Source organism: Burkholderia sp. L27(2015), from assembly GCF_009765705.1.
Taxonomy (GTDB): Bacteria; Pseudomonadota; Gammaproteobacteria; order Burkholderiales; family Burkholderiaceae; genus LMUX01.
On the sequence record NZ_LMUX01000021.1, the window covers coordinates 1,062,912 to 1,082,182 of the forward strand.

General features: G+C 59.2%; 14 protein-coding genes. 5 read left to right on the forward strand and 9 right to left on the reverse strand.

Features of this window, described 5'->3' with window-relative positions; genetic code table 11:
* Nucleotides 1–43 precede the first annotated feature (43 nt).
* Nucleotides 44–1,582 carry a S41 family peptidase gene (locus GSQ77_RS23205; protein WP_158905209.1) on the forward strand — a complete coding sequence of 513 codons (1,539 nt, stop codon included), beginning with the start codon at nt 44–46 and terminating at the stop codon, nt 1,580–1,582.
* 93 nt (nt 1,583–1,675) lie between these two features.
* On the forward strand, nt 1,676–2,440 hold the full coding sequence (locus GSQ77_RS23210; RefSeq protein ID WP_158905211.1) for a molybdopterin-synthase adenylyltransferase MoeB: 765 nt from the start codon (nt 1,676–1,678) through the stop codon (nt 2,438–2,440).
* A 103-nt stretch (nt 2,441–2,543) separates the two neighbouring features.
* On the opposite strand, the gene ptsP is transcribed toward GSQ77_RS23210, so the two are convergent.
* The 8 genes from ptsP to GSQ77_RS23250 form a co-directional block, all read right to left on the reverse strand.
* Nucleotides 2,544–4,298, reverse strand: a complete 1,755-nt coding sequence (gene ptsP, locus GSQ77_RS23215; protein ID WP_158905213.1) for a phosphoenolpyruvate--protein phosphotransferase — start codon at nt 4,296–4,298, stop codon at nt 2,544–2,546.
* 149 nt (nt 4,299–4,447) lie between these two features.
* Nucleotides 4,448–4,717, reverse strand: a complete 270-nt coding sequence (locus GSQ77_RS23220; protein WP_158905215.1) for an HPr family phosphocarrier protein — start codon at nt 4,715–4,717, stop codon at nt 4,448–4,450.
* A complete protein-coding gene (locus GSQ77_RS23225) occupies nt 4,704–5,213 on the reverse strand; it encodes a PTS sugar transporter subunit IIA (protein ID WP_158905217.1) in 510 nt (169 codons plus the stop codon). Before GSQ77_RS23225 ends, GSQ77_RS23220 begins: the two co-directional genes overlap by 14 nt.
* Before the next feature lie 200 nt (nt 5,214–5,413).
* Nucleotides 5,414–6,370 carry a glutathione synthase gene (gene gshB, locus GSQ77_RS23230; protein ID WP_158905219.1) on the reverse strand — a complete coding sequence of 319 codons (957 nt, stop codon included), beginning with the start codon at nt 6,368–6,370 and terminating at the stop codon, nt 5,414–5,416.
* A 38-nt stretch (nt 6,371–6,408) separates the two neighbouring features.
* Nucleotides 6,409–7,698 carry a glutamate--cysteine ligase gene (gshA, locus tag GSQ77_RS23235; RefSeq protein ID WP_158905221.1) on the reverse strand — a complete coding sequence of 430 codons (1,290 nt, stop codon included), beginning with the start codon at nt 7,696–7,698 and terminating at the stop codon, nt 6,409–6,411.
* 290 nt (nt 7,699–7,988) lie between these two features.
* A complete protein-coding gene (locus tag GSQ77_RS23240) occupies nt 7,989–9,440 on the reverse strand; it encodes an ammonium transporter (RefSeq protein ID WP_158905223.1) in 1,452 nt (483 codons plus the stop codon).
* Nucleotides 9,441–9,500: 60 nt separating this feature from the next.
* Nucleotides 9,501–9,839 (reverse strand): P-II family nitrogen regulator, encoded by a 339-nt coding sequence (locus GSQ77_RS23245; RefSeq protein ID WP_158905225.1) that lies wholly within the window; start codon nt 9,837–9,839, stop codon nt 9,501–9,503.
* 297 nt (nt 9,840–10,136) lie between these two features.
* On the reverse strand, nt 10,137–11,447 hold the full coding sequence (locus tag GSQ77_RS23250) for an EAL domain-containing protein (RefSeq protein WP_158905227.1): 1,311 nt from the start codon (nt 11,445–11,447) through the stop codon (nt 10,137–10,139).
* Between the two features lie 621 nt (nt 11,448–12,068).
* On the opposite strand from GSQ77_RS23250, the gene GSQ77_RS23255 reads away from it, so the two are divergent.
* Nucleotides 12,069–13,871 carry a GGDEF domain-containing protein gene (locus GSQ77_RS23255; RefSeq protein ID WP_158905229.1) on the forward strand — a complete coding sequence of 601 codons (1,803 nt, stop codon included), beginning with the start codon at nt 12,069–12,071 and terminating at the stop codon, nt 13,869–13,871.
* A 29-nt stretch (nt 13,872–13,900) separates the two neighbouring features.
* The gene (locus GSQ77_RS23260; protein ID WP_158905231.1) at nt 13,901–15,379 is read left to right on the forward strand and encodes an HDOD domain-containing protein; all 1,479 of its coding nucleotides are present in this window, start codon (nt 13,901–13,903) and stop codon (nt 15,377–15,379) included.
* 32 nt (nt 15,380–15,411) lie between these two features.
* On the opposite strand, the gene prpR is transcribed toward GSQ77_RS23260, so the two are convergent.
* Complete coding sequence (prpR, locus tag GSQ77_RS23265) at nt 15,412–17,355, reverse strand: propionate catabolism operon regulatory protein PrpR (RefSeq protein ID WP_158905233.1); 1,944 nt, start codon at nt 17,353–17,355, stop codon at nt 15,412–15,414.
* 351 nt (nt 17,356–17,706) lie between these two features.
* Here prpR and prpC point away from each other — a divergent pair, with 351 nt between their 5' ends.
* Entirely contained in the window at nt 17,707–18,864 is a 1,158-nt protein-coding gene (prpC, locus tag GSQ77_RS23270) for a 2-methylcitrate synthase (protein ID WP_158905235.1), read from the forward strand.
* Nucleotides 18,865–19,271 lie beyond the last annotated feature (407 nt).

Here is a 19,271-nt window from a genome sequence, read left to right on the forward strand (position 1 = left end):
ACCTTCGCTTGCGAGTTGACGAGAGCCACACATTAACTGATCTATGCGCATACAACTGAAATACCTTGGCCTGGTAGCAGCAGGCCTGCTGACCGGCACGTTTGCAACGTTACAGCTCTCTTCCGCCGCACAACCGGGTGACTTAGCGCCCCTGCCCCTCGATCAACTCAGACTATTTGCCGAAGTATTCGGTCAGATCAAGAGCGAATACGTGGAGCCGGTGGACGACAAAAAGCTGCTGACCGCCGCCATCAAGGGCATGGTCTCCAGCCTCGATCCGCACTCCTCGTACCTGGACAAAACCGAATATGCCGAACTGCAAGAGCAGACGCGCGGCAAATTCGCCGGGCTGGGTATCGAGATCTCCCAGGAAGACGGGCTGATCAAAGTCATCTCCCCGATTGAGGACTCGCCGGCGTTTCGTGCCGGGATTCGTCCGGGCGATCTGATTACACGCATCAACGACCAGCCAGTGCGCGGCATGACGCTGGACGCCGCCGTCAAGCAGATGCGCGGTGATCCGGGCACCAAAGTGACCGTGACGCTGTTCCGCAAGACGGACGAACGCACCTTCCCGGTGACCGTGACGCGCGCCGAAATTCGCGTGCAAAGCGTCAAAGCGAAAATGATCGAACCCGGCTATGCATGGGTACGCGTGACCAGCTTTCAGGAACGCACCATCCCTGACCTCGCCGCGAAGTTGACGGACTTGGCCAAGGCCGATCCGCAGCTCAAGGGCGTGGTGCTCGACCTGCGCAATAACGGCGGCGGCTTGCTGCAAACCGCAGTGGGCGTAGCGGGCGCATTCTTGCCGGACAATTCGGTGGTGGTGACGACCAACGGCCAGATCGCCGACGCCAAGCAGACCTACCGCGATACTTTCAGCAATTACCGTCTGCCGTCCTTCGACACGGATCCGCTGAAGAACCTGCCAGCCATCTATAAGACGGTGCCTATGGTCGTGCTGACCAACGCGTATTCGGCGTCGGCGTCGGAAATTGTGGCCGGCGCGCTACAGGATTACCATCGCGCTCAATTGATGGGCAAAACCACCTTCGGTAAAGGGTCGGTACAGACTGTACGTCCGCTCACCGCAGACACCGCCTTGCGCCTGACCACGGCGTATTACTACACGCCTAGCGGCCGCTCGATCCAGAACAAGGGTATCGAACCCAACTTCGTGGTCGATCAATACGCGGATGGCGACCCCGACGATGCGCTGGTGACGCGCGAAGCCGATTATTCGAACCACTTGGCCAACCTGCAGGACCCGAACGAGAAGAAAGAAGCGGAGCAGCGTCAGAAAGATCACATGCAACTGCTGCGCAACCTCGAAGAGGCGAATGCCAAGAAGACCCCGGAGCAGCGCGAGAAAGACCGCAACCGTCCGCCGCCTGATTTCGGCAGCCCGAGCGACTTCATGCTGCAACAGGCGATTGACGAGTTGAAAGGCCAACCCGTGGCGCTTTCCAAGGCGCTGATCAACGTCGACAGCGATGGCCCGCAAGCCGCAACAACCGGCTCAGCCTCCAGCGCCACCGCCAGCGTTCCGGCGATCGCATCGGGCGCAGTCGTCAAGTAAGCGGATCACGACCGCCTCGTCGGTACATCGATGAGGCGGCTCGGCGCTTGACTCTCCCCCGGCCACCGCGGCCCGCTTCCGGACTCCGCCGGCATGAACGACGATCAACTACTGCGCTACTCGCGCCACATCCTGCTTGACGAGCTCGGTATCGAGGCGCAACAACGCTTCCTCGACGCTCATGTGTTGGTGGTGGGCGCAGGCGGCCTGGGAGCGCCGGCCTGTCTGTATCTGGCCGCGGCCGGAGTCGGCACGTTGAGCGTCGTCGATCCCGATGAAGTCGACCTGACCAATCTCCAGCGTCAGATCGTCCATACCACAGCCAGTGTCGGATCCCTCAAGGTCCAGTCAGCGCAGGCCACACTCGCACAGATCAACCCCGAGGTCGTCGTCAACGCGCTGCCCGTGCGGGCCGACGCCGCGTTCCTCGACGAATGGGTCGCGCGCGCGAGCGTGGTTCTCGATTGCTCCGACAATTTCGTCACGCGTCACGCCATCAACCGCGCCTGTGTCACCCATCGAGTGCCGCTAGTGTCGGGCGCGGCACTACGCTTCGACGGGCAGATCAGCACCTTTGACGCGCGCGATCCGGCATCGCCGTGCTATGGATGCCTGTTTCCGCCGGATCAGGAATTCGAGGAAGTCGCGTGCTCGACTATGGGCGTGTTTGCGCCGCTGGTCGGTATCGTGGGTGCGATGCAGGCTGCCGAAGCGCTGAAGGTGATTGCCCATGTCGGCACCGCGCTCGTGGGACGTCTCGTGCTGTACGACGCGCTACGCGGCGAATGGAACACCATCCGCGTCGCACGGCAGCCCGATTGCCCGGTTTGTGGATCGGCTCACGCCGCGCGCGGGTAATGCCTGAGACTAATTTAGCGGACCAAGCCAGGCACATTAAGCCACGCACGCCAACCGCGGCAGACGCACCCGCAGCCTTCCCACACTCACTCTCAGCTAGCTTTCAGATGTGCGCCAAGCGCGTAAGCGCCGCCTGCAGTTCGGCCGGCTCGTAAGCGGCGAGCACGTCCTGCACAGGCTTTTCCAGATGCGGCCGATGTGCCCGCAGCACCTCTTGCTTGACCGTGAGCAATTGGCTCGGATGCATCGAGAACTCGGTCAGCCCCATACCCAATAGCAAACGCGTGAGCAGCGGATCTCCGGCCATCTCGCCGCATACTGAAACCGGCACGCCGGCACGTTGTGCTTCACGTAGCGTATGGCTGATTAAGCCCAGCACAGCCGGGTGACACGGGTCGTACAGATGCGCCACGGCGTTGTCGGTGCGATCGATGGCCAGCGTGTATTGAATCAGGTCGTTGGTGCCGATCGACAGGAAATCGAGGCGCTTCAAAAACATCTGCACAGCAAGCGCCGCGGCGGGAATCTCTATCATCGCGCCGACCTTGACGTTCGGATCGTAAGCGAGCCCCGCATCGTCGCACTGCTGTTTGGCCTCGTAAATCAGATCGAGCGTCTGATCGATTTCCTGGGCATGCGCAAGCATGGGAATCAGAATTTTCACAGGCCCGAATGCCGAGGCACGCAGGATCGCGCGCAACTGCGTCAGGAACATTTGCGGCTCGGACAAACTCCAGCGGATCGCGCGCAGGCCGAGCGCGGGATTCGCCGCGGTCTCGAAACCGTCGGTGCGATGATCGAGCGGCTTATCGGCGCCCACGTCGATGGTGCGTATCGTCACCGGCAAGCCCTGCATGATCTCGACAACCCGCCGGTACGCCTCGAACTGCTGTTCTTCCTGGGGGTGTTCGTGCTTGCCCATGAACAGGAATTCGGTACGAAACAGCCCGATGCCGACCGCACCCGCGCTGAGCGCGCCGACCGCATCTTCGGGTAATTCGATGTTGGCTAGGAGATCGATCTTGGTGCCGTCGACCGTCTGCGTCGGCGAGAATTTCAGCCGCTGCAGCTTGCGTTGCTCGAGCTCTTTTTCGCTTTGCCGGTAGGAATATTCTTCGAGAATAATCGGTGCAGGGTCGACGATCACGATGCCCGCATCGCCGTCGACGATGATCAGATCGTTTTGCCGGATCAGCGCACTGGCCTGCTGCACGCCGACCGCGGCCGGAATGCCCAGGCTGCGCGCGACGATGGCCGTGTGCGAGGTGCGTCCGCCCAAATCGGTAACAAAGCCTCGGAATGCCTGCGTTTTGAATTGCAGCATATCGGCCGGCGCAATGTCATGGGCGACCACAATCATTTCGAGTGTGCCGCCGGAGCGTTGCGCGCCGTCCGCCACCACGGCCGCGGCCGATGGCGACCCCGCCAGAGCGATCAGCACTCGCTCGACCACCTGCTCCAGATCCGCCTTGCGCTCGCGCAGATACGCGTCTTCGATCTCGTCGAAGTGCCGCCCCAGTTGTTCGAGTTGTTCGGTCAGCGCCCACTCGGCGTTGTAGCGGCGCTTGCGTATCAATTCGACGGCGGCTTCGGCCAGCATCGCGTCGCGCAGGATCAACATGTGAACGTTCAGAAACGCGCTCATTTCGCCGGGCGCATCCGCCGGCAAATCGGCGCGTATCGTATCGAGTTCGCGATGCACGACATCCTGAGCGGCGCAAAAGCGCGCGACCTCGGCCTCGATTTCCTCAGGCTCCACGAGATAGTGGTCGACATCGAGCGCTGCGGGCGCGATCAGATAAGCCCGCCCGATGGCGATGCCGCGAGACACAGGGATCCCATGCAGTGTGAACGACAAGCGCGGCTCCTCGATACAGTTATGAACGGCTATGGCTAAGGCTGCACGTACGTCGCATTCAGCGCGTTCAATACATTCGGCGCCCCCAATCCGATTGCATCATGCCTGAGTCGGAACGCACTGCGCCATTCGGGGATGCCCGGTCAGACCTACTCGCCTTCGCCGAATTTATTGGCGATCATCGCGAGCACTTCGTCCATCGCTTGTTGTTCGTCGGCACCCTCGGTTTCGATCAGCACCGTGCTGCCGATCCCGGCAGCCAACATCATCACGCCCATGATGCTTTTGGCGTTGATGCGGCGCGAGTTGCGTGTCATCCAGACCTCGCATTGGAAACGTCCGGCCAGTTGAGTGAGTTTTGCCGAGGCGCGCGCATGCAGACCCAGCTTATTGACGATCTTAGTCTCACGTTGCAGCATGATGATCCGGTGGACAGGACAAAGGGGAAGCCGCGCCGGTGGTATCGACTGCTGCAGCCGACACGGCCGCGGCCAGGGTAGAAGACGGGGTAGCAGTGGCGCCGGCCGCGGGTGGGCTGACAGCCTGGATGCCTTTGATTCCGCCCGCAAGCGCCTTATCCACGAGCGTATCGAGTGGAATCGAGCGATAACAGACAGCGCGTACCAGCATCGGCAGATTGGCGCCGGCGAGCACGCGCACGCGGGGCAAACTGGCCAGCCGCGCGGCAATATTGGACGGCGTTGCGCCGAACAGGTCGGTCAACACCAACGCGCCGTTTTCTTCCATCAGGCGCGTTAATTCCATCTCTGCCGTTTGCAGTAGTTGGGCGGGGTCGTTATCGGGGGTAATGTCGATCACCCCGATGCGCGCCGGCAGGCCACCGTAAATGTGCGAAATGCAATCCCGCAACGCGGTGGCAAACGGAGCATGCGCAATAATCAGTATTCCTGCCATATTGGTATCTTCACGGCGCGGTATCGCTTCACAGCAGCGCTTTACAGCGTCATTTCAGCAAACATGCCTATGGGAGCAGGAGGTGAAACCTTCGCAACGCCCGCTCACTCGCCTTGGCCCTCAATTGTAACAGCAGGGGCGATGCAATGCTGCCTTCGCCCTTGCCCGCTGCACTAGGCCATTTGTCCAAACCCGCCCGCTCATCCCACGGCTGCTTCCAACGCGTCGATAAACATTGCCGGCACGTCGAACCCCGTTTGTTCCGTAATTTCCCGGAAGCAGGTAGGGCTCGTGACATTCACTTCCGTCAGCCAATCGCCGATCGCATCGAGCCCGACCAGCAGCAAGCCGCGCGCGATCAACACCGGTGCCAGCGTTTCGGCGATTTCCAGGTCGTGAGCGCTCAGCGGCTGCGCGCGGCCCAAACCGCCCGCCGCCAGATTGCCGCGCACTTCGTTGCCTTGGGGAATGCGCGCCAGCGAAAACGGTACCGGTTTGCCGCCAATGATCAGGATGCGCTTGTCACCCTCGGTAATCGCCGGAATGAATTTCTGCGCCATCACCGAACGTACGCCGTTGTCGCTCAAGGTTTCGATAATCGAACCGAGATTCATGCCATCGGCCTTGACCCGGAAAATGCCCATGCCGCCCATCCCGTCAAGCGGCTTGAGAATGATGTCGCCATGTTCATCATGGAAGGCGCGCAGCCGCGTCACGTCGCGCGTCACCAGAGTCGGCGCGACAAATTGCGGAAACTCGCCGATTGCGAGCTTTTCCGAATGGTCGCGAATCGCCTGAGGTTTGTTGAATACGCGAGCCCCACGGCGCTCGGCATGTTCGAGCAACCAGGTAGCGGTCACATATTCCATGTCGAACGGCGGGTCTTTGCGCATCAAAATGGCGTCGAACCGCTCCAACGCGACGATTTCCGCGGGCGCGGCCCGATACCACGGGCCCGGGCCGACATGATGATGATCGGCCACGATTTCAATGCGCCTCACGCGGGCATCGACTACCCCGGAGCTGAGCGCCAGGTCGTAAGGTTCACAAGCGTATAACGTGTGACCGCGGCGAGCTGCCTCGGCCATCATCGAAAAGGTCGTGTCCTTGTAAATCTTGAACGCTTCCAGCGGATCGGCAATAAACAAAATATCCATGATCACTCGAACTCACAAAGCTGCAGACGTGGGGTGGGTCAAACCTGAATAGCGTCGGGGTCTGTTTTCTCTAGCTCGATCGACGCCGCCAACAATGCCAGCCGCGCGACCACGCCATACATATAGAACCGGTTCGGCGGCGCCGCACCCGCTTTTGCGTGCACATCGGGCAACGCTGCATGCTCGAAGGCCAGCGGTACAAAGTGCATGCCCGGCGCGTTGAGGTTCTGGTCCGGTCCGCGTTCGGTATGGACTCGATAGAAACCGCCAACCACATACCGGTCGATCATATAAACGACCGGCTCGGCCACCGCTTCATTGACGCGCTCGAAAGTATGCACCCCTTCCTGCACAATCACATCATGCACTTCGAGCCCCTCCTTGACGACCGACATCTTGCTGCGGTCGCGCCGGTTCAGGTTCGCGACCTCGGCAGCGTCGTGCACTGTCATCACGCCCATGCCGTAAGTACCGGCGTCGGCCTTGATGACCACATACGGCTTGTCCTGAATGCCGTACTCGCGGTACTTCTTCGCAATCTTCTTCAATACCACGTCGACCGTATCGGCCAGGTTCTGGTCGCCGGTGCGGTTCTGAAAATCGATATCGTTGCAGCGCGCGAAGTAGGGGTTGAGCATCCACGGATCGACGTCGATCAGCTTCGAAAACCGTTTCGCCACGTCGTCATAGGTCGAGAAATGCGTCGACTTGCGGCGCGTGGCCCAGCCGGCATGCAACGGCGGCAGCAAATATTGTTCGTGCAGATTTTCCAGCACAGGCGGAATGCCGGCCGACAGATCGTTGTTCAACAGGATCGAGCAGGGATCGAAGTTTTTCAACCCCAGCCGGCGCGGCGTACGTTCCAGCGGTTCGAGCACGATCGTCTGCCCGCCGGCCAGTTGCAGCGTAAGCGGTTCTTCGATTTCCTCATCCAGGGTGCCGAAGCGCACGTTCAAGCCGGCCTGCCGCATGATCGTCGACAGACGCGCCAGGTTCTCGAGGTAGAACGCGTTATGCGTGTGGCGCTCCGGGATCAGCAGCAGATTTTTCGCGTCGGGACAGATTTTCTCGATCGATGCCATCGCAGCCTGAACCGCCAGCGGCAGGACTTCCAGCGGCAAATTATTGAAACCGCCCGGAAACAGGTTGGTATCGACCGGCGCCAGCTTGAATCCGGCATTGCGCAGATCCACCGAACAATAAAAAGGCGGCGTGTGTTCCTGCCACTCGAGCCGGAACCAGCGCTCTATGGCGGGTGTCGCGTCGAGGATTTTCCGCTCCAGATCGAGCAGCGGACCATTCAACGCGGTGACTAGGTGGGGAACCATGAATCTCTCTGGGGCAATGAATTGGGGCGGCGAGTCGCCGATTGTAGTGCAATTATGATCCACACTTTGGGGCGGCCGGCCGCTTTACAAGCAAGGACGTCCATTTATCTGGGCTGACGATCGCCAGGCGGCGTGCTCGGGTACCTGCTTGCAGGCTGGCTTAGGTGCCTAGCTAAGTGCCTAAATCAAAAGAAAAAAAGCCCGCCTGGGTAGGCGGGCCAAATCTCGCTGCTCTCTGTAAACCTGTTACGTATTACCTCGCCCATCAAAGCGATATAAAGTGATATTCCTTATTCGACGTGCTCGCCGTGCAAGGTGATATCGAGGCCTTCGCGCTCTTCTTCTTCGCTCACGCGGATGCCCATCACCATGTCGATGATCTTCAGCAGCACGTAGCTGAGCACGCCGCTATAGACCAACGTGGTCAACACACCCTTGGCCTGCAAGATCACGCTGCCGTCCGCTCCGCCGATGTCCTTGACTGCGAACACCCCCGTGAGCAACGCCCCGATAATCCCGCCGATGCCGTGCACGCCGAAACAGTCCAGCGAGTCGTCATAGCCCAGCTTGGTCTTGAGCCACGTTGCCGCCCAGAAACACACCACGCCTGCCGCCACACCGATCACCAGCGAACCCAGCACGCCCACATAACCCGATGCCGGCGTAATCGCCACCAGCCCGGCCACCGCACCCGATGCAATCCCCAGCACCGACGGCTTGCCCTTGGTCAGCCATTCCGCAAACATCCACGCCAGCGCCGCCGTTGCCGTGGCCACTTGCGTCGCCATCATCGCAAATCCGGCACGACCGTCTGCCGCTACGGCCGAACCCGCGTTAAAGCCGAACCAGCCTACCCACAGCATTGCAGCACCGACCAGCGTGAGCACCAGGTTGTGCGGCGCCATGGCTTCTTTGCCATAACCCACCCGCTTGCCCAACACCAGCGCACACACCAGACCAGCAATACCTGCGTTGATGTGCACCACCGTGCCGCCTGCGAAGTCCAGGATGCCAGCGGTTGCCAGCCAGCCCGTGGGCTCCCACACCATGTGCGCGATCGGCGAGTACACGATGATCGTCCACAGCGACATGAAAATCAGCATCGCCGAGAACTTCATCCGATCGGCAAACGCACCGCAGATCAACGCCGGCGTAATGATCGCAAACGTCATCTGGTACGTCATGTACACCGACTCAGGAATCGTCGTGGCCAGGTGGCTCACGGTCAAGGTGGTCGCCTTGTCGCCCTTGATGTAGTTCATGCCCGTGAGGAACACGCGCGATAAGCCGCCGACGAAGCTGTTGCCCGGGGTGAACGCCAGGCTGTAGCCCACCACCACCCACAGGATCGTCACCACACAGCAAATCGCAAAGCTTTGCATCAGCGTGGCCAACACGTTCTTCTTGCGCACCATGCCGCCGTAGAACAGGGCCAGGCCCGGGATCGTCATGAACAACACCAACGCCGTCGAGGTCAGCATCCAGGCCGTGTCGCCCGAGTTGATCTTCGAGGAATCCACCGACACCGGTGCGGTGGGGGCGGCGTCAGCCGCCGCTGCAGCCGGCGCTGCGGCCGCGGCCGACGCGTCGGAAGCGGCTGCGGGTGCGGCCATCGGCATCGAAGCCATCGCTGCGGCCGGCGCCGACGCGGCGGCCGACGACGCGTCATCGGCGCGTGCCGCACTCAAGCCCGCTGCCAGCAATGACCCCGCCATCAGCACGGTCAGTAAAAGTTTGCGCATAATCTGTGTTCCCCTCAGTCCAGTCAAAATTGCCGCTGCTCTCGTTTGCTTTCGTTTGATTTACAGCGCGTCTGCGCCGGTCTCGCCCGTACGGATGCGGATCACTTGTTCTATCGGTGTCACGAAAATCTTGCCGTCGCCGATCTTGCCCGTACGGGCCGAACGCTCCAACGCCTCGATCGCCTGGTCCACGATGTCATCCGACACCGCCGCTTCTATCTTCACCTTGGGCAGAAAGTCCACCACGTACTCCGCCCCACGGTACAACTCCGTGTGACCTTTCTGGCGACCAAAACCCTTTACCTCCGTCACGGTTATCCCCGAGACGCCGATCGCCGATAAGGCTTCGCGCGCCTCATCGAGCTTGAATGGCTTGATGATTGCGGTTATCAATTTCATAAAGAAACTCCTGGGTTACTGCCATGCGCCTTAGGCGTGCCAACGCAACGGCAAAGCCATGCACCTTAACGACGTGTTGCTTTACAAAGCTTTCAGCGATACTGCTGCTGCGTACACACTTATGCAATCCGCGTGCCAACTCGGCAAAAATCTTGAGCCTACGTGCGGTGAAAGGGCTCGACGGAACATCTCGGTGCGTCATGCGCGATGCGGAACGGGGCCCGCACCAATACTAAGCAAAACAGCCCGGCGAACCGGGCTATTTTGGTGCATGCACTAAAGTTGCGCGAAACGGATTCAGGCTGGTGGCGTCCAGCCCCCCGAACTGGTGCGCACCTCTGCGCGAGAATCCCAATCTATGTCACCGCACAGCACACAGGAGTGGCCATCTACGCTGAGCGCCACGGATAAGGTGACGCAATCGTTCGCTTCATTGATCGACAAGTAAGGACGCGTCACCTGCACCTGATCCGGCGCATTGACCGCGTTGCGAAAATACGGTCGACGCAGCCAGTTGGCCCCTTCAGCGTCCGCCATCGGCAGAAATCGCGTACGGCGAGGAGACGCATCCAGCGCCAGCGAAACCACGTTGCGTCCGATCTGAAGGCCGTTTTCGTCTAACAGGAAGCAGCGCGCCGCGTCGTCGAGCGAAAGAAAATTCCAGCACACGTCATCGAGCGGTTCACCCGCACAAACGCGTTCGGCCACGCGCTCGAACGCCCTGATATAAGGGGCGAGCCGTGTCGCATCCGCGTACTCGCGGGCTTCCGTGCGCGTACGATAGATCGACAACAACTCATTCATCACCTGCCGCGCTTCACGCGCGTCGACGGCCGCGGCAATTGGACGCGAGAAATACGTGCCTTGCACGAAGTCGGCATTGCACTCCATCGCAATCAGCGCTTCTTGCTCGCTTTCGATTCCTTTGATCAGCACCAACTTGCCCGCCTCGTGCAGCAAGGACACAAGGCCCGGCAAAATGCGGGCGATCGACGGTCGTTGGCTGGCCTGGAACACCATATTGCGATCCAGCTTGACGATATCCGGGTCCAGTTGCCAGATTCGATCGATGTTGGAATGGCCCGCGCCGAAATCGTCGAGCGCCACCAGAAAACCGCTTTGGCGGAAAAAGCGTATCCCTTCGGCCATTTTCTTCAGGTCGGCGTCCCGCTGCTCCAGAACCTGCAGGACTACGCGCTGCGGCGCAAGTCCCGCGCGCCGCATTTCCGAAAGCAAGGCGGCGCTTTGCCACTGGTCGGTTAGCGCGGTCGAATGAACGTGGATAAACAACCACTCGCGATCGCACTGCATGTGGCAAAAGTTTTCGAGGTGCAGGCCCTGTGCCAGACGGTCCAGCGCCAACAAGTCGCCTAATCGCGCTGCGCGGCCGCAAACGTCGAGCGGCGAGACAGAACGGTCGAGACCATCATGCGCCCGCAGCACGGCTTCATAACCTGCCGCGCGCATGTGGGACAAACTGAAAATCGGTTGGAATGCGCTGAATAAAGTGAGGTCGCCATATACGATACTGCGTGCCTCGCCGTTGCGGCCGGGTTTTACGGATGCCCGCGAAGCCGGGGGCGAGCCGTGCTCGGGGGTATGCATCATCAGAGAATTCATAGCGGTACAGCCTCTTGTTTGGAGCGAGCCAGGGTTGCCCTGGCACCCGCGCAATACTCTTAAGCAAGGACCATGCAAGCTCGTCGCATCTTTAAAACGGCCTTATCGCCTTTTAATACTCGTCGCGATGGTTTTTCATGGTGCAAGCGCACCGCTCGCGTGCGCCGACGCCCTGAATCGATCATAGCCAAATTGCCGGCCGCGCTAAACACGGTGTTTACCTCAGCCCGGTTACCGACTTGGGCGGATTCGACCCAAGCTCGTCTTTCCGGGCGCGACGTTTGCCGACTGCGTGGAAATAATAAGCCTGCTACTATGCCTTCCATTAAAAATTTTATGCTCGACGACCGGTAAAAAAACCTCTGGCTGCATCGATAAAACCGTTAATGATCAATCGATTGGTGTCAAGTCTTGAAGCGATAAGTGAAATTGCCTCTTGAGCATATGACGGTTCACCTGTAGTCTCATTATTAAGGTGTAATAAAGCGTGGTCGGGCGGCAGTAAAGATTGACGGTAAATTGCCGTAAAGAGTTAACGAGCGCGCACGCTAAATTCGTCACGTCAAGGTTTTATGAGCCACCGGGTGCAAGGAACCCAATCTGGAAAGCATGGAAGCTAACTGGTTTCAGCGGTCAAAAGAGGCACCTCTTCGTGCCGCCCTCGATACTTTCCGGGCGCTTACTCGCGATTTAGCGGGGGGCGATCCCGTTCCCGCGACATCCGTCATAAAACCAGCCGAAACCCCTGCAGACTTCTTCGCTTTTGAAAAGGCGCTGGATTTCGTCGCGCGTGTCAACGTGCAGGGCCGCTTCACCTATGTCTCCGAACAAGCGCTGAGTTTTATCGGCTACCACCGCGAATATCTGGAAACCATCGCGCTGGCTGATCTGGTGACCGGTCAGGAAGTGATCGAGCTCAACCGCTGCTTCGAACAAGTCGTGCAGACCGGGGCAATGCATAAATGCACGCTGCACCTAGTCAAATCACTGACTTATCCGCGTTTGGTCGAGCTACGCATCGTCCCTGACCCGAGCCATGTCGGTGAATTCGCAGTCATCGCGTTCGACGTTTCGTTCTGGATCGAGCAGCAGCAAAAGCTCGTCCATGAGATGTACCACGACTCGCTGACCGGGCTGGACAACCTTGCCTCGGCGCGCGAGCAGATTGAGAAAGTCAAACAGGCGGCCCTGTCCAAAGGCACGAAGGTCGCGCTGATGATGGTCGATATCGACGATTACCATCGCGTCAATCAAGCCTTCGGCTACGACGTCGGTGACCAGATCCTTCAGGAAACCGGGCGCCGCCTTCAGCATGCCGTCAATAAGGGCGAGTTCGTCGCACGCTGCGATAGCGACGCATTCCTGATCTTGCTGACCGACACCCCGAGCCGCGAGTTCGTGCAGGACGCGGCGCGACGGGTAGCGGACTGTATTTTGCAACCGTATTCCCACGAAGGGCAGACGCTGCATATCTCGGTCAGCGTCGGCGTGGTGATTTTCCCTGATCAAAAAAACAACACTGACGATCTGTTGCGGCAGGCCGATCAAGCCGTGGTACGCGCCAAACAAAATGGCGGCGACCGGATTTCGTTTTACGAATACCGCGGTACCGCCACCGGCGCGGAAACCCTGAAGCTGGAATCCGATCTGTATAGCGGAGTGCGTAACGGCGAATTTTCGCTGCACTACCAACCGATCACTGATGCCCGCACCGACGCCGTGGTCGGTGTCGAAGCGCTCATGCGCTGGCAGCACCCGATCCACGGCTCGGTTCCGCCGACCGTGTTCATTCCGCTTGCCGAATCTGCGGGCTTGATCAATTTCCTGGGTGACTGGGCGCTTAAAAATACCTGCATGCAATTGATGCAGTGGGACCAGCAAGGCATCCATCTGAAATACGCGACCGTCAACGTCTCGGCGCAGCAGTTTCGCGACAAGCGTTTTCCGGGCGCGGTGCGGGAAGCATTCAAACTCACGGGCATCGATCCCAAACGGATCGTGCTGGAAATTACCGAGTCGGTGCTGATGCACGATCCGGCTTATGCCAAATCGCTGCTTGAGGATTTGGCTGCGTTAGGCGTACGATTCGCCGTCGATGATTTTGGCACGGGATACTCTAGCTTGGCTTATCTGCAAAGCTTCCCGCTGGCCACGCTCAAGATCGACCGCAGCTTCATCATCAATTTGCCGACCTCGCGCAACGATCAGGCGATCGTCGCGGCGGTGGTGGGCTTAGCCAATTCATTGGGTCTCGAACTGGTCGCAGAAGGTGTCGAGACAGAAGACCAACGTCGCATGCTGCTGGCTAGCGGGTGTACTTTGATCCAGGGCTGGATCGTCTGCAAGGCGCTCCCGATTGACGAATTGGCTCGCAAGTTCGAGCGAGGTGAACTATGCATACAAGCAAGTTAACCCTGTCCGTACTTTTTTACGCTTACTAAATGTCGGAACCTAAAACCAAGGACGCATTGATCGAGAAACTCTGGGCCCGCATGAGCGAGCGCGGAGAGTTTCCGATGTTGTCCAACGCATTGCGGACCACGATTTCCGCGATGAAGAGTGACGACTACGATTTCACGGCACTGGTTCAAGTTGTCCTGTCCGATTTCACACTGACGCAAAAAGTCATACGCTTGGCCAATTCGGCAATGTATATGGCGTTTGGCGGCAATATCACGACCGTCTCGCGTGCGCTGATGGTGCTGGGCATGGAAGCCGTCGGCCACTTGGTGCTGGGCCTCAAGCTGGTGGACCACTTCCACCAGGCGCGCTCGGAAGTTCAGCAAATCGACGCCAAGCTGGAACTGAATCGGTCCATGCTGGCAGGCTGTATCGCGCGCAAACTCACCGAGTCCGGCGATGTCCGTAAGGGCGAGCAAGCGGTTGTCTGTACCCTGATGAGCCAGTTGGGCAAACTGCTGTGCCTGTTCTATCTCGAAAATGAATGGCAGCAAGTGCATGAGCGCGCGGAGCTGGAAGGCTGCAGCGCCGACGAGATGTGTTCGGAGATTTTAGGCGTGTCGTTCGAAGAACTCGGACAGGCCGCGGCCAAACGGTGGGGCCTGCCCGCAGTGATTCGTGCCGGTATGAAGCCGTTCGATTCGTTGGAAGACGACGACGCGATATCGGATGAGGTTCGCTGGCTGCGTGCCGTCACCAGCTTTTCCACCGAAGTATCGACACTGATGACGGCGGCCGACGACGATCCGCAAGCCCAAGAAGACCAGATTCAGCAGGCGGCGCTAAAGTACAGCGACGTGCTCAATGTCGACCCGGAAATGCTGTTGGGAATCGCGGACAGCCTCGCCGAGGAAAACATCAGCAAGCACTACATGAAGGAAATCGATGGCTTGCGGGCACAAGCTGCGGAAGTCAAAATCCAGGACGCGGAACGGCACATTCGCGACGGGCTGGGCGATCTACGTTCGTTGCCGTCGGAAAACCTGCTCGCACAGGTTTTGACCATGGCTTCAGAGACTGTACTGGCGAGCCTGCACTTTTCCCGCACCATCGTTTTCGTACGCGATCCCCGCAACGGCACCTTCACCGCGCGCATGGGGTTCGGGCCGAATATGGGTCCGCTACTGCCGCAATTGCATTTCGACGAAGCCTTTGCCCCCGATGTCTTCCACCTGGCGATCGCCAACACGGTAGGAATTTTCATCGAGAGCGCTCACGACCCGAAATTCCGGTCGCATATCCCGGCTTGGTTCAGGCGCGCGTTGCCGGATGCGCAAGCCTTCGTGCTACTGCCCGTCAAAACGGATACCGGTGCGGTCGCCCTCCTCTATGGCGATTGGGACGACGTTGCCGTGGTGCGCAAAATCCTGCCGCATGAAATGAGCGCGCTCAATGAGCTGGCACGAGAGCTCGGACGCTTCTTCAAAAGCGCCAACGTCAACGTCATGGAATTGCTGTAGTCACGCGGTCCCGCTTCATTGCGCCCCGCAGTTCAATCCTCTTCGCGCAACCGCCGCCACAAGGTCGAACGGCTAATACCGAGTTTGCGACACACCTCGAGCTGATCGCCGTTACACTCCACCAGCATCGCTCGTATCATCGCGCGTTCCCGCCCACGTCCACTGGCCTTTAGCGATTTCGTCACGGTCGCATTGCGCGCGTGATTAAACAACTCGGGGGCAATCTCCCGTAGTGCATGCTGCGGCGAAGCACGCTCCGAAGCCGTTGCCGCGCTATAGAAAATGACGACCCGTTCGACGATATTTTCCAGTTCTCGTACGTTCCCAGGCCAATCGTAGCGGCTGCAATACGGCAGGATAGCCTCGGCGATCGGCGCGGCGGCAAACCCCGCGCCCACGCGCACGATAGCCCGCTGCAGCAGGCTGGTCAGCAGCTCCGGCAAATCGGACAAGCGCTCACGCAACGGCGGCACCGCAATGCGCAAAATGTTCAGGCGATAGTAGAGATCTTCCCGCAGGCTACCTTGTTCGATCAATTTATCCAGGTCGCGATGCGTCGCGGCCATGACCCTGACGTCGACCGGCGTGGGCTGGTTGGCGCCCAACCTGACCACCTCGCGCTCCTGGAGCACCCTGAGCAATCGCGTCTGAAGCAGTAGCGGCATCTCTCCTATCTCGTCGAGAAACAGCGTGCCGCCGTGCGCGGATTCGATCAACCCCGGTTTGCCGCCGCGACGTGCCCCGGTGAATGCCCCTTCTTCGTAGCCGAACAGTTCGCTCTCCAGCAAGGTCTCCGGAAATGCGCCGCAATTGACGGCCACAAACGCGAAGCCTTGGCGCGCGCTTTGATTGTGCATCCCTTGCGCGACCAGCTCCTTGCCGGTGCCGCTCTCGCCGCTGATCAGAACCGTGGCGTCCGAAGACGCGTAACGCGCAGCCACCTCGCGCAAACGCCGCATCGGCTCGGCGGCGCCTAATAAATCGTCGAGTCGATAACGGGCGATCAGATGGTTCGGCCGGTGCTTGGAACGAAGCGACCGGTCGATGCGTTGGAGCGTCTGCGACTCCTGTGCGGTAAGCAGCCAGCCGGTCGGAATGCCATGCTCGTGTAAGGCGATGCGCTGGAATACGTAGCTTTTTCGGCCGATGCTATGCACCAGCTCAGCTTCTTCATGGGCCGCGCTGAGCAGGTCAGCGGGTAAATTCGGAATCAGGTCATGCAGGCGCTTGCCGAGCGCGCCTAACGCGTCGACTTCGCAGATCTCAGCCATGCGTGGATTAAGCGACTCCACCAGGCCGCTCGCGTCGGTCACCACTACGCCATCGCGCAGATGCCTGAAAATAGCATCCAGACGCGCTCGCTTGAGCGCTTCGACGCGGCCGCCGCGTGCCACTTCCAACGCGGTATCGAAGGCCGCACTCACTGACGCCTGCGAATACAAGAACACGCCACGCAAGCCTTCCCGCTCGGCGAGATCGGTGACCAGACCTGGACCCGCAATAGCGCCGACGCCACTTTGCTTGAGATCGAGAACGCAGTCTTGCGCATCCTCTGCATTGCGATAAACGCGATGCGCCAGCTTGATCCCGAACGCGGCGGTGAACCGTTCGAGCTCGACGGGCGGCTCGCCATAGGTCACCAATGCAATCGAAGACGACGCCCGACGTGCCCGAGCCAGTGCATTCATCACGTCGAACCCCGTCACACTGACGAGCACCACAGGTACTTCTACTCTGCTGCGCAGATAGGCTCCGTTCGAACCTGCCGCGATGACCACGTCGACGCGACCGGGCGCGGCGTTCCGTATGGCTTCGACCGCGGCATCATAGCCCAACGTCAGTAGGCGAATGTCGGCGCGCGTCTCGTAGTCCTGGACGATAGCCTGGTATAGCTCGCCGAGGCGACTGATACCGATTGCCCAAATTTGCGGGCGGGTGCCGCCTTCTTTACGGCCTTCTTCCGAGGAGAAACGCACGATATCGTCAGAGAATGGAAAGATTTGAAGCGTAGCATATCGCTTTCATTAGTGAACGAGGAAACGTCAATTATGAAACACGATGAAACCTCTCCCCCGGGGCTTTGTGAGGCAGACGAATAAAAAAGCTTTTAGAATCAGGCAACGGCGAACGGTACTCGGGCGCATCAAAAACTGGCAAGCGTCTTGCTCACTTACCCTGCTGCGCCTCGTTTGTGCGCTTTGTTTTGCGCTCCTTGCTAGCCAAGTATCTTGGGTTACCACGCGTACGAGGAAAAGCTCGACGCCCTCTTTGCACAACAGAAGAAATAATCGGTCACGAGATCGATTCAATCGCCATCAGGAGCTTATATGAGTGATGCAACCCCAACTCCCGGATTCAAGCCCAAAAAATCGGTCGCGTTGTCGGGCGTAACTGCGGGCAATACTGCGTTGTGCACCGTCGGAAAAACCGGCAATGACTTGCACTATCGCGGCTACGATATTCTCGACATTGCAGGTGACAGCGAATTCGAAGAAATCGCCTACCTGCTGGTGCACGGCAAATTGCCGACCGTGGCGGAACTGGTTGCCTACAAAACCAAGCTCAAGGCCTTGCGTGGGCTGCCGGCTAATCTTAAGGCCGCGCTCGAGTGGCTCCCTGCATCGGCTCACCCAATGGACGTCATGCGAACCGGTGTTTCGGTGCTGGGCACGATACTGCCGGAAAAAGACGACCACAACGCCCCGGGTGCTCGCGATATCGCGGATCGGTTAATGGCGTCGCTCGGCTCGATGTTGCTGTATTGGTATCACTATTCGCACAACGGTCGTCGCATCGAGGTGGAAACCGACGACGATTCGATCGGTGCGCACTTCCTGCATCTGTTGCACGGTGAAACGCCCGACGAGAGCTGGATAAAGGCGATGCACACCTCGCTGATTCTTTACGCGGAACATGAATTCAACGCGTCGACGTTCGCCGCCCGCGTGATTGCCGGAACGGGTTCCGACATTTATTCGGCACTGACTGGCGGCATCGGCGCATTGCGTGGACCTAAACATGGCGGCGCCAACGAATTCGCATTCGAGATCCAGAAGCGCTATGACTCGCCCGACGAAGCCGAAGCGGATGTGCGCCAACGCGTCGAGAAAAAGGAAGTGGTCATCGGCTTCGGTCATCCGGTCTATACGATTTCCGACCCGCGCAACAAAATGATCAAGGAAGTTGCAAAAAAGCTTTCCAAGCAGGCCGGTAATACCAAGATGTTCGATATTGCCGAGCGCCTCGAAACGGTGATGTGGGACGCGAAGAAGATGTTTCCCAATCTCGATTGGTTTTCAGCGGTTTCGTACCACATGATGGGCGTGCCTACTGCGATGTTCACGCCACTGTTTGTGATCGCGCGCACTTCCGGATGGGCGGCTCATATCATCGAACAGCGCATCGACAACAAGATCATTCGGCCCAGCGCTAACTACACCGGCCCCGAAGATTTGAAATTTGTACCGCTGAAAAGCCGTAAATAGCCGCTGATGAGCTGAACAGCGGGGTCGCTCGATCGGCGGATTCCTGGCCCGCCCTGGGGCCTCTCTTCATAAGCATGGATTCTCTCCATAAGCAGGGATTCTGTTCATAAACACGGGCGCCTCGAGCGCCCGTGCTGTTTTTTGCTTCGAAAACCATCGGTTTTTGGCAAATTATCCGATTTTCAAGTTGCACGTGTAAAATCCTGAAGTTCACTCAAGCGCGCGCTGCCAAGCGAATTCGCGTGGCCCGCAGATGCCCCGGATCCTCGGTCCATCTTCGTTATGGCCAACGCGGTGTCGAGAATTATACGGAAGGCCTATACGCAAGATGATCGCTTCAATTAAACGGGCCAGCCACGCTCATCTGCTGCCCCGCATATGCCACACGATCGGTCGTGAGTCGGCGT

What these genes read in the sequence shown, in the direction of transcription:
- GSQ77_RS23225 (WP_158905217.1), bottom strand. Translation starts at nt 5,213, where the DNA reads ATGGCAGGAATACTGATTATTGCGCATGCTCCGTTTGCCACCGCGTTG.
- GSQ77_RS23255 (WP_158905229.1), top strand. Translation starts at nt 12,069, where the DNA reads ATGGAAGCTAACTGGTTTCAGCGGTCAAAAGAGGCACCTCTTCGTGCC.
- GSQ77_RS23260 (WP_158905231.1), top strand. Translation starts at nt 13,901, where the DNA reads ATGTCGGAACCTAAAACCAAGGACGCATTGATCGAGAAACTCTGGGCC.
- GSQ77_RS23220 (WP_158905215.1), bottom strand. Translation starts at nt 4,717, where the DNA reads ATGCTGCAACGTGAGACTAAGATCGTCAATAAGCTGGGTCTGCATGCG.
- GSQ77_RS23250 (WP_158905227.1), bottom strand. Translation starts at nt 11,447, where the DNA reads ATGATGCATACCCCCGAGCACGGCTCGCCCCCGGCTTCGCGGGCATCC.
- GSQ77_RS23245 (WP_158905225.1), bottom strand. Translation starts at nt 9,839, where the DNA reads ATGAAATTGATAACCGCAATCATCAAGCCATTCAAGCTCGATGAGGCG.
- GSQ77_RS23205 (WP_158905209.1), top strand. Translation starts at nt 44, where the DNA reads ATGCGCATACAACTGAAATACCTTGGCCTGGTAGCAGCAGGCCTGCTG.
- gshB (WP_158905219.1), bottom strand. Translation starts at nt 6,370, where the DNA reads ATGGATATTTTGTTTATTGCCGATCCGCTGGAAGCGTTCAAGATTTAC.
- prpC (WP_158905235.1), top strand. Translation starts at nt 17,707, where the DNA reads ATGAGTGATGCAACCCCAACTCCCGGATTCAAGCCCAAAAAATCGGTC.
- GSQ77_RS23210 (WP_158905211.1), top strand. Translation starts at nt 1,676, where the DNA reads ATGAACGACGATCAACTACTGCGCTACTCGCGCCACATCCTGCTTGAC.
- GSQ77_RS23240 (WP_158905223.1), bottom strand. Translation starts at nt 9,440, where the DNA reads ATGCGCAAACTTTTACTGACCGTGCTGATGGCGGGGTCATTGCTGGCA.
- gshA (WP_158905221.1), bottom strand. Translation starts at nt 7,698, where the DNA reads ATGGTTCCCCACCTAGTCACCGCGTTGAATGGTCCGCTGCTCGATCTG.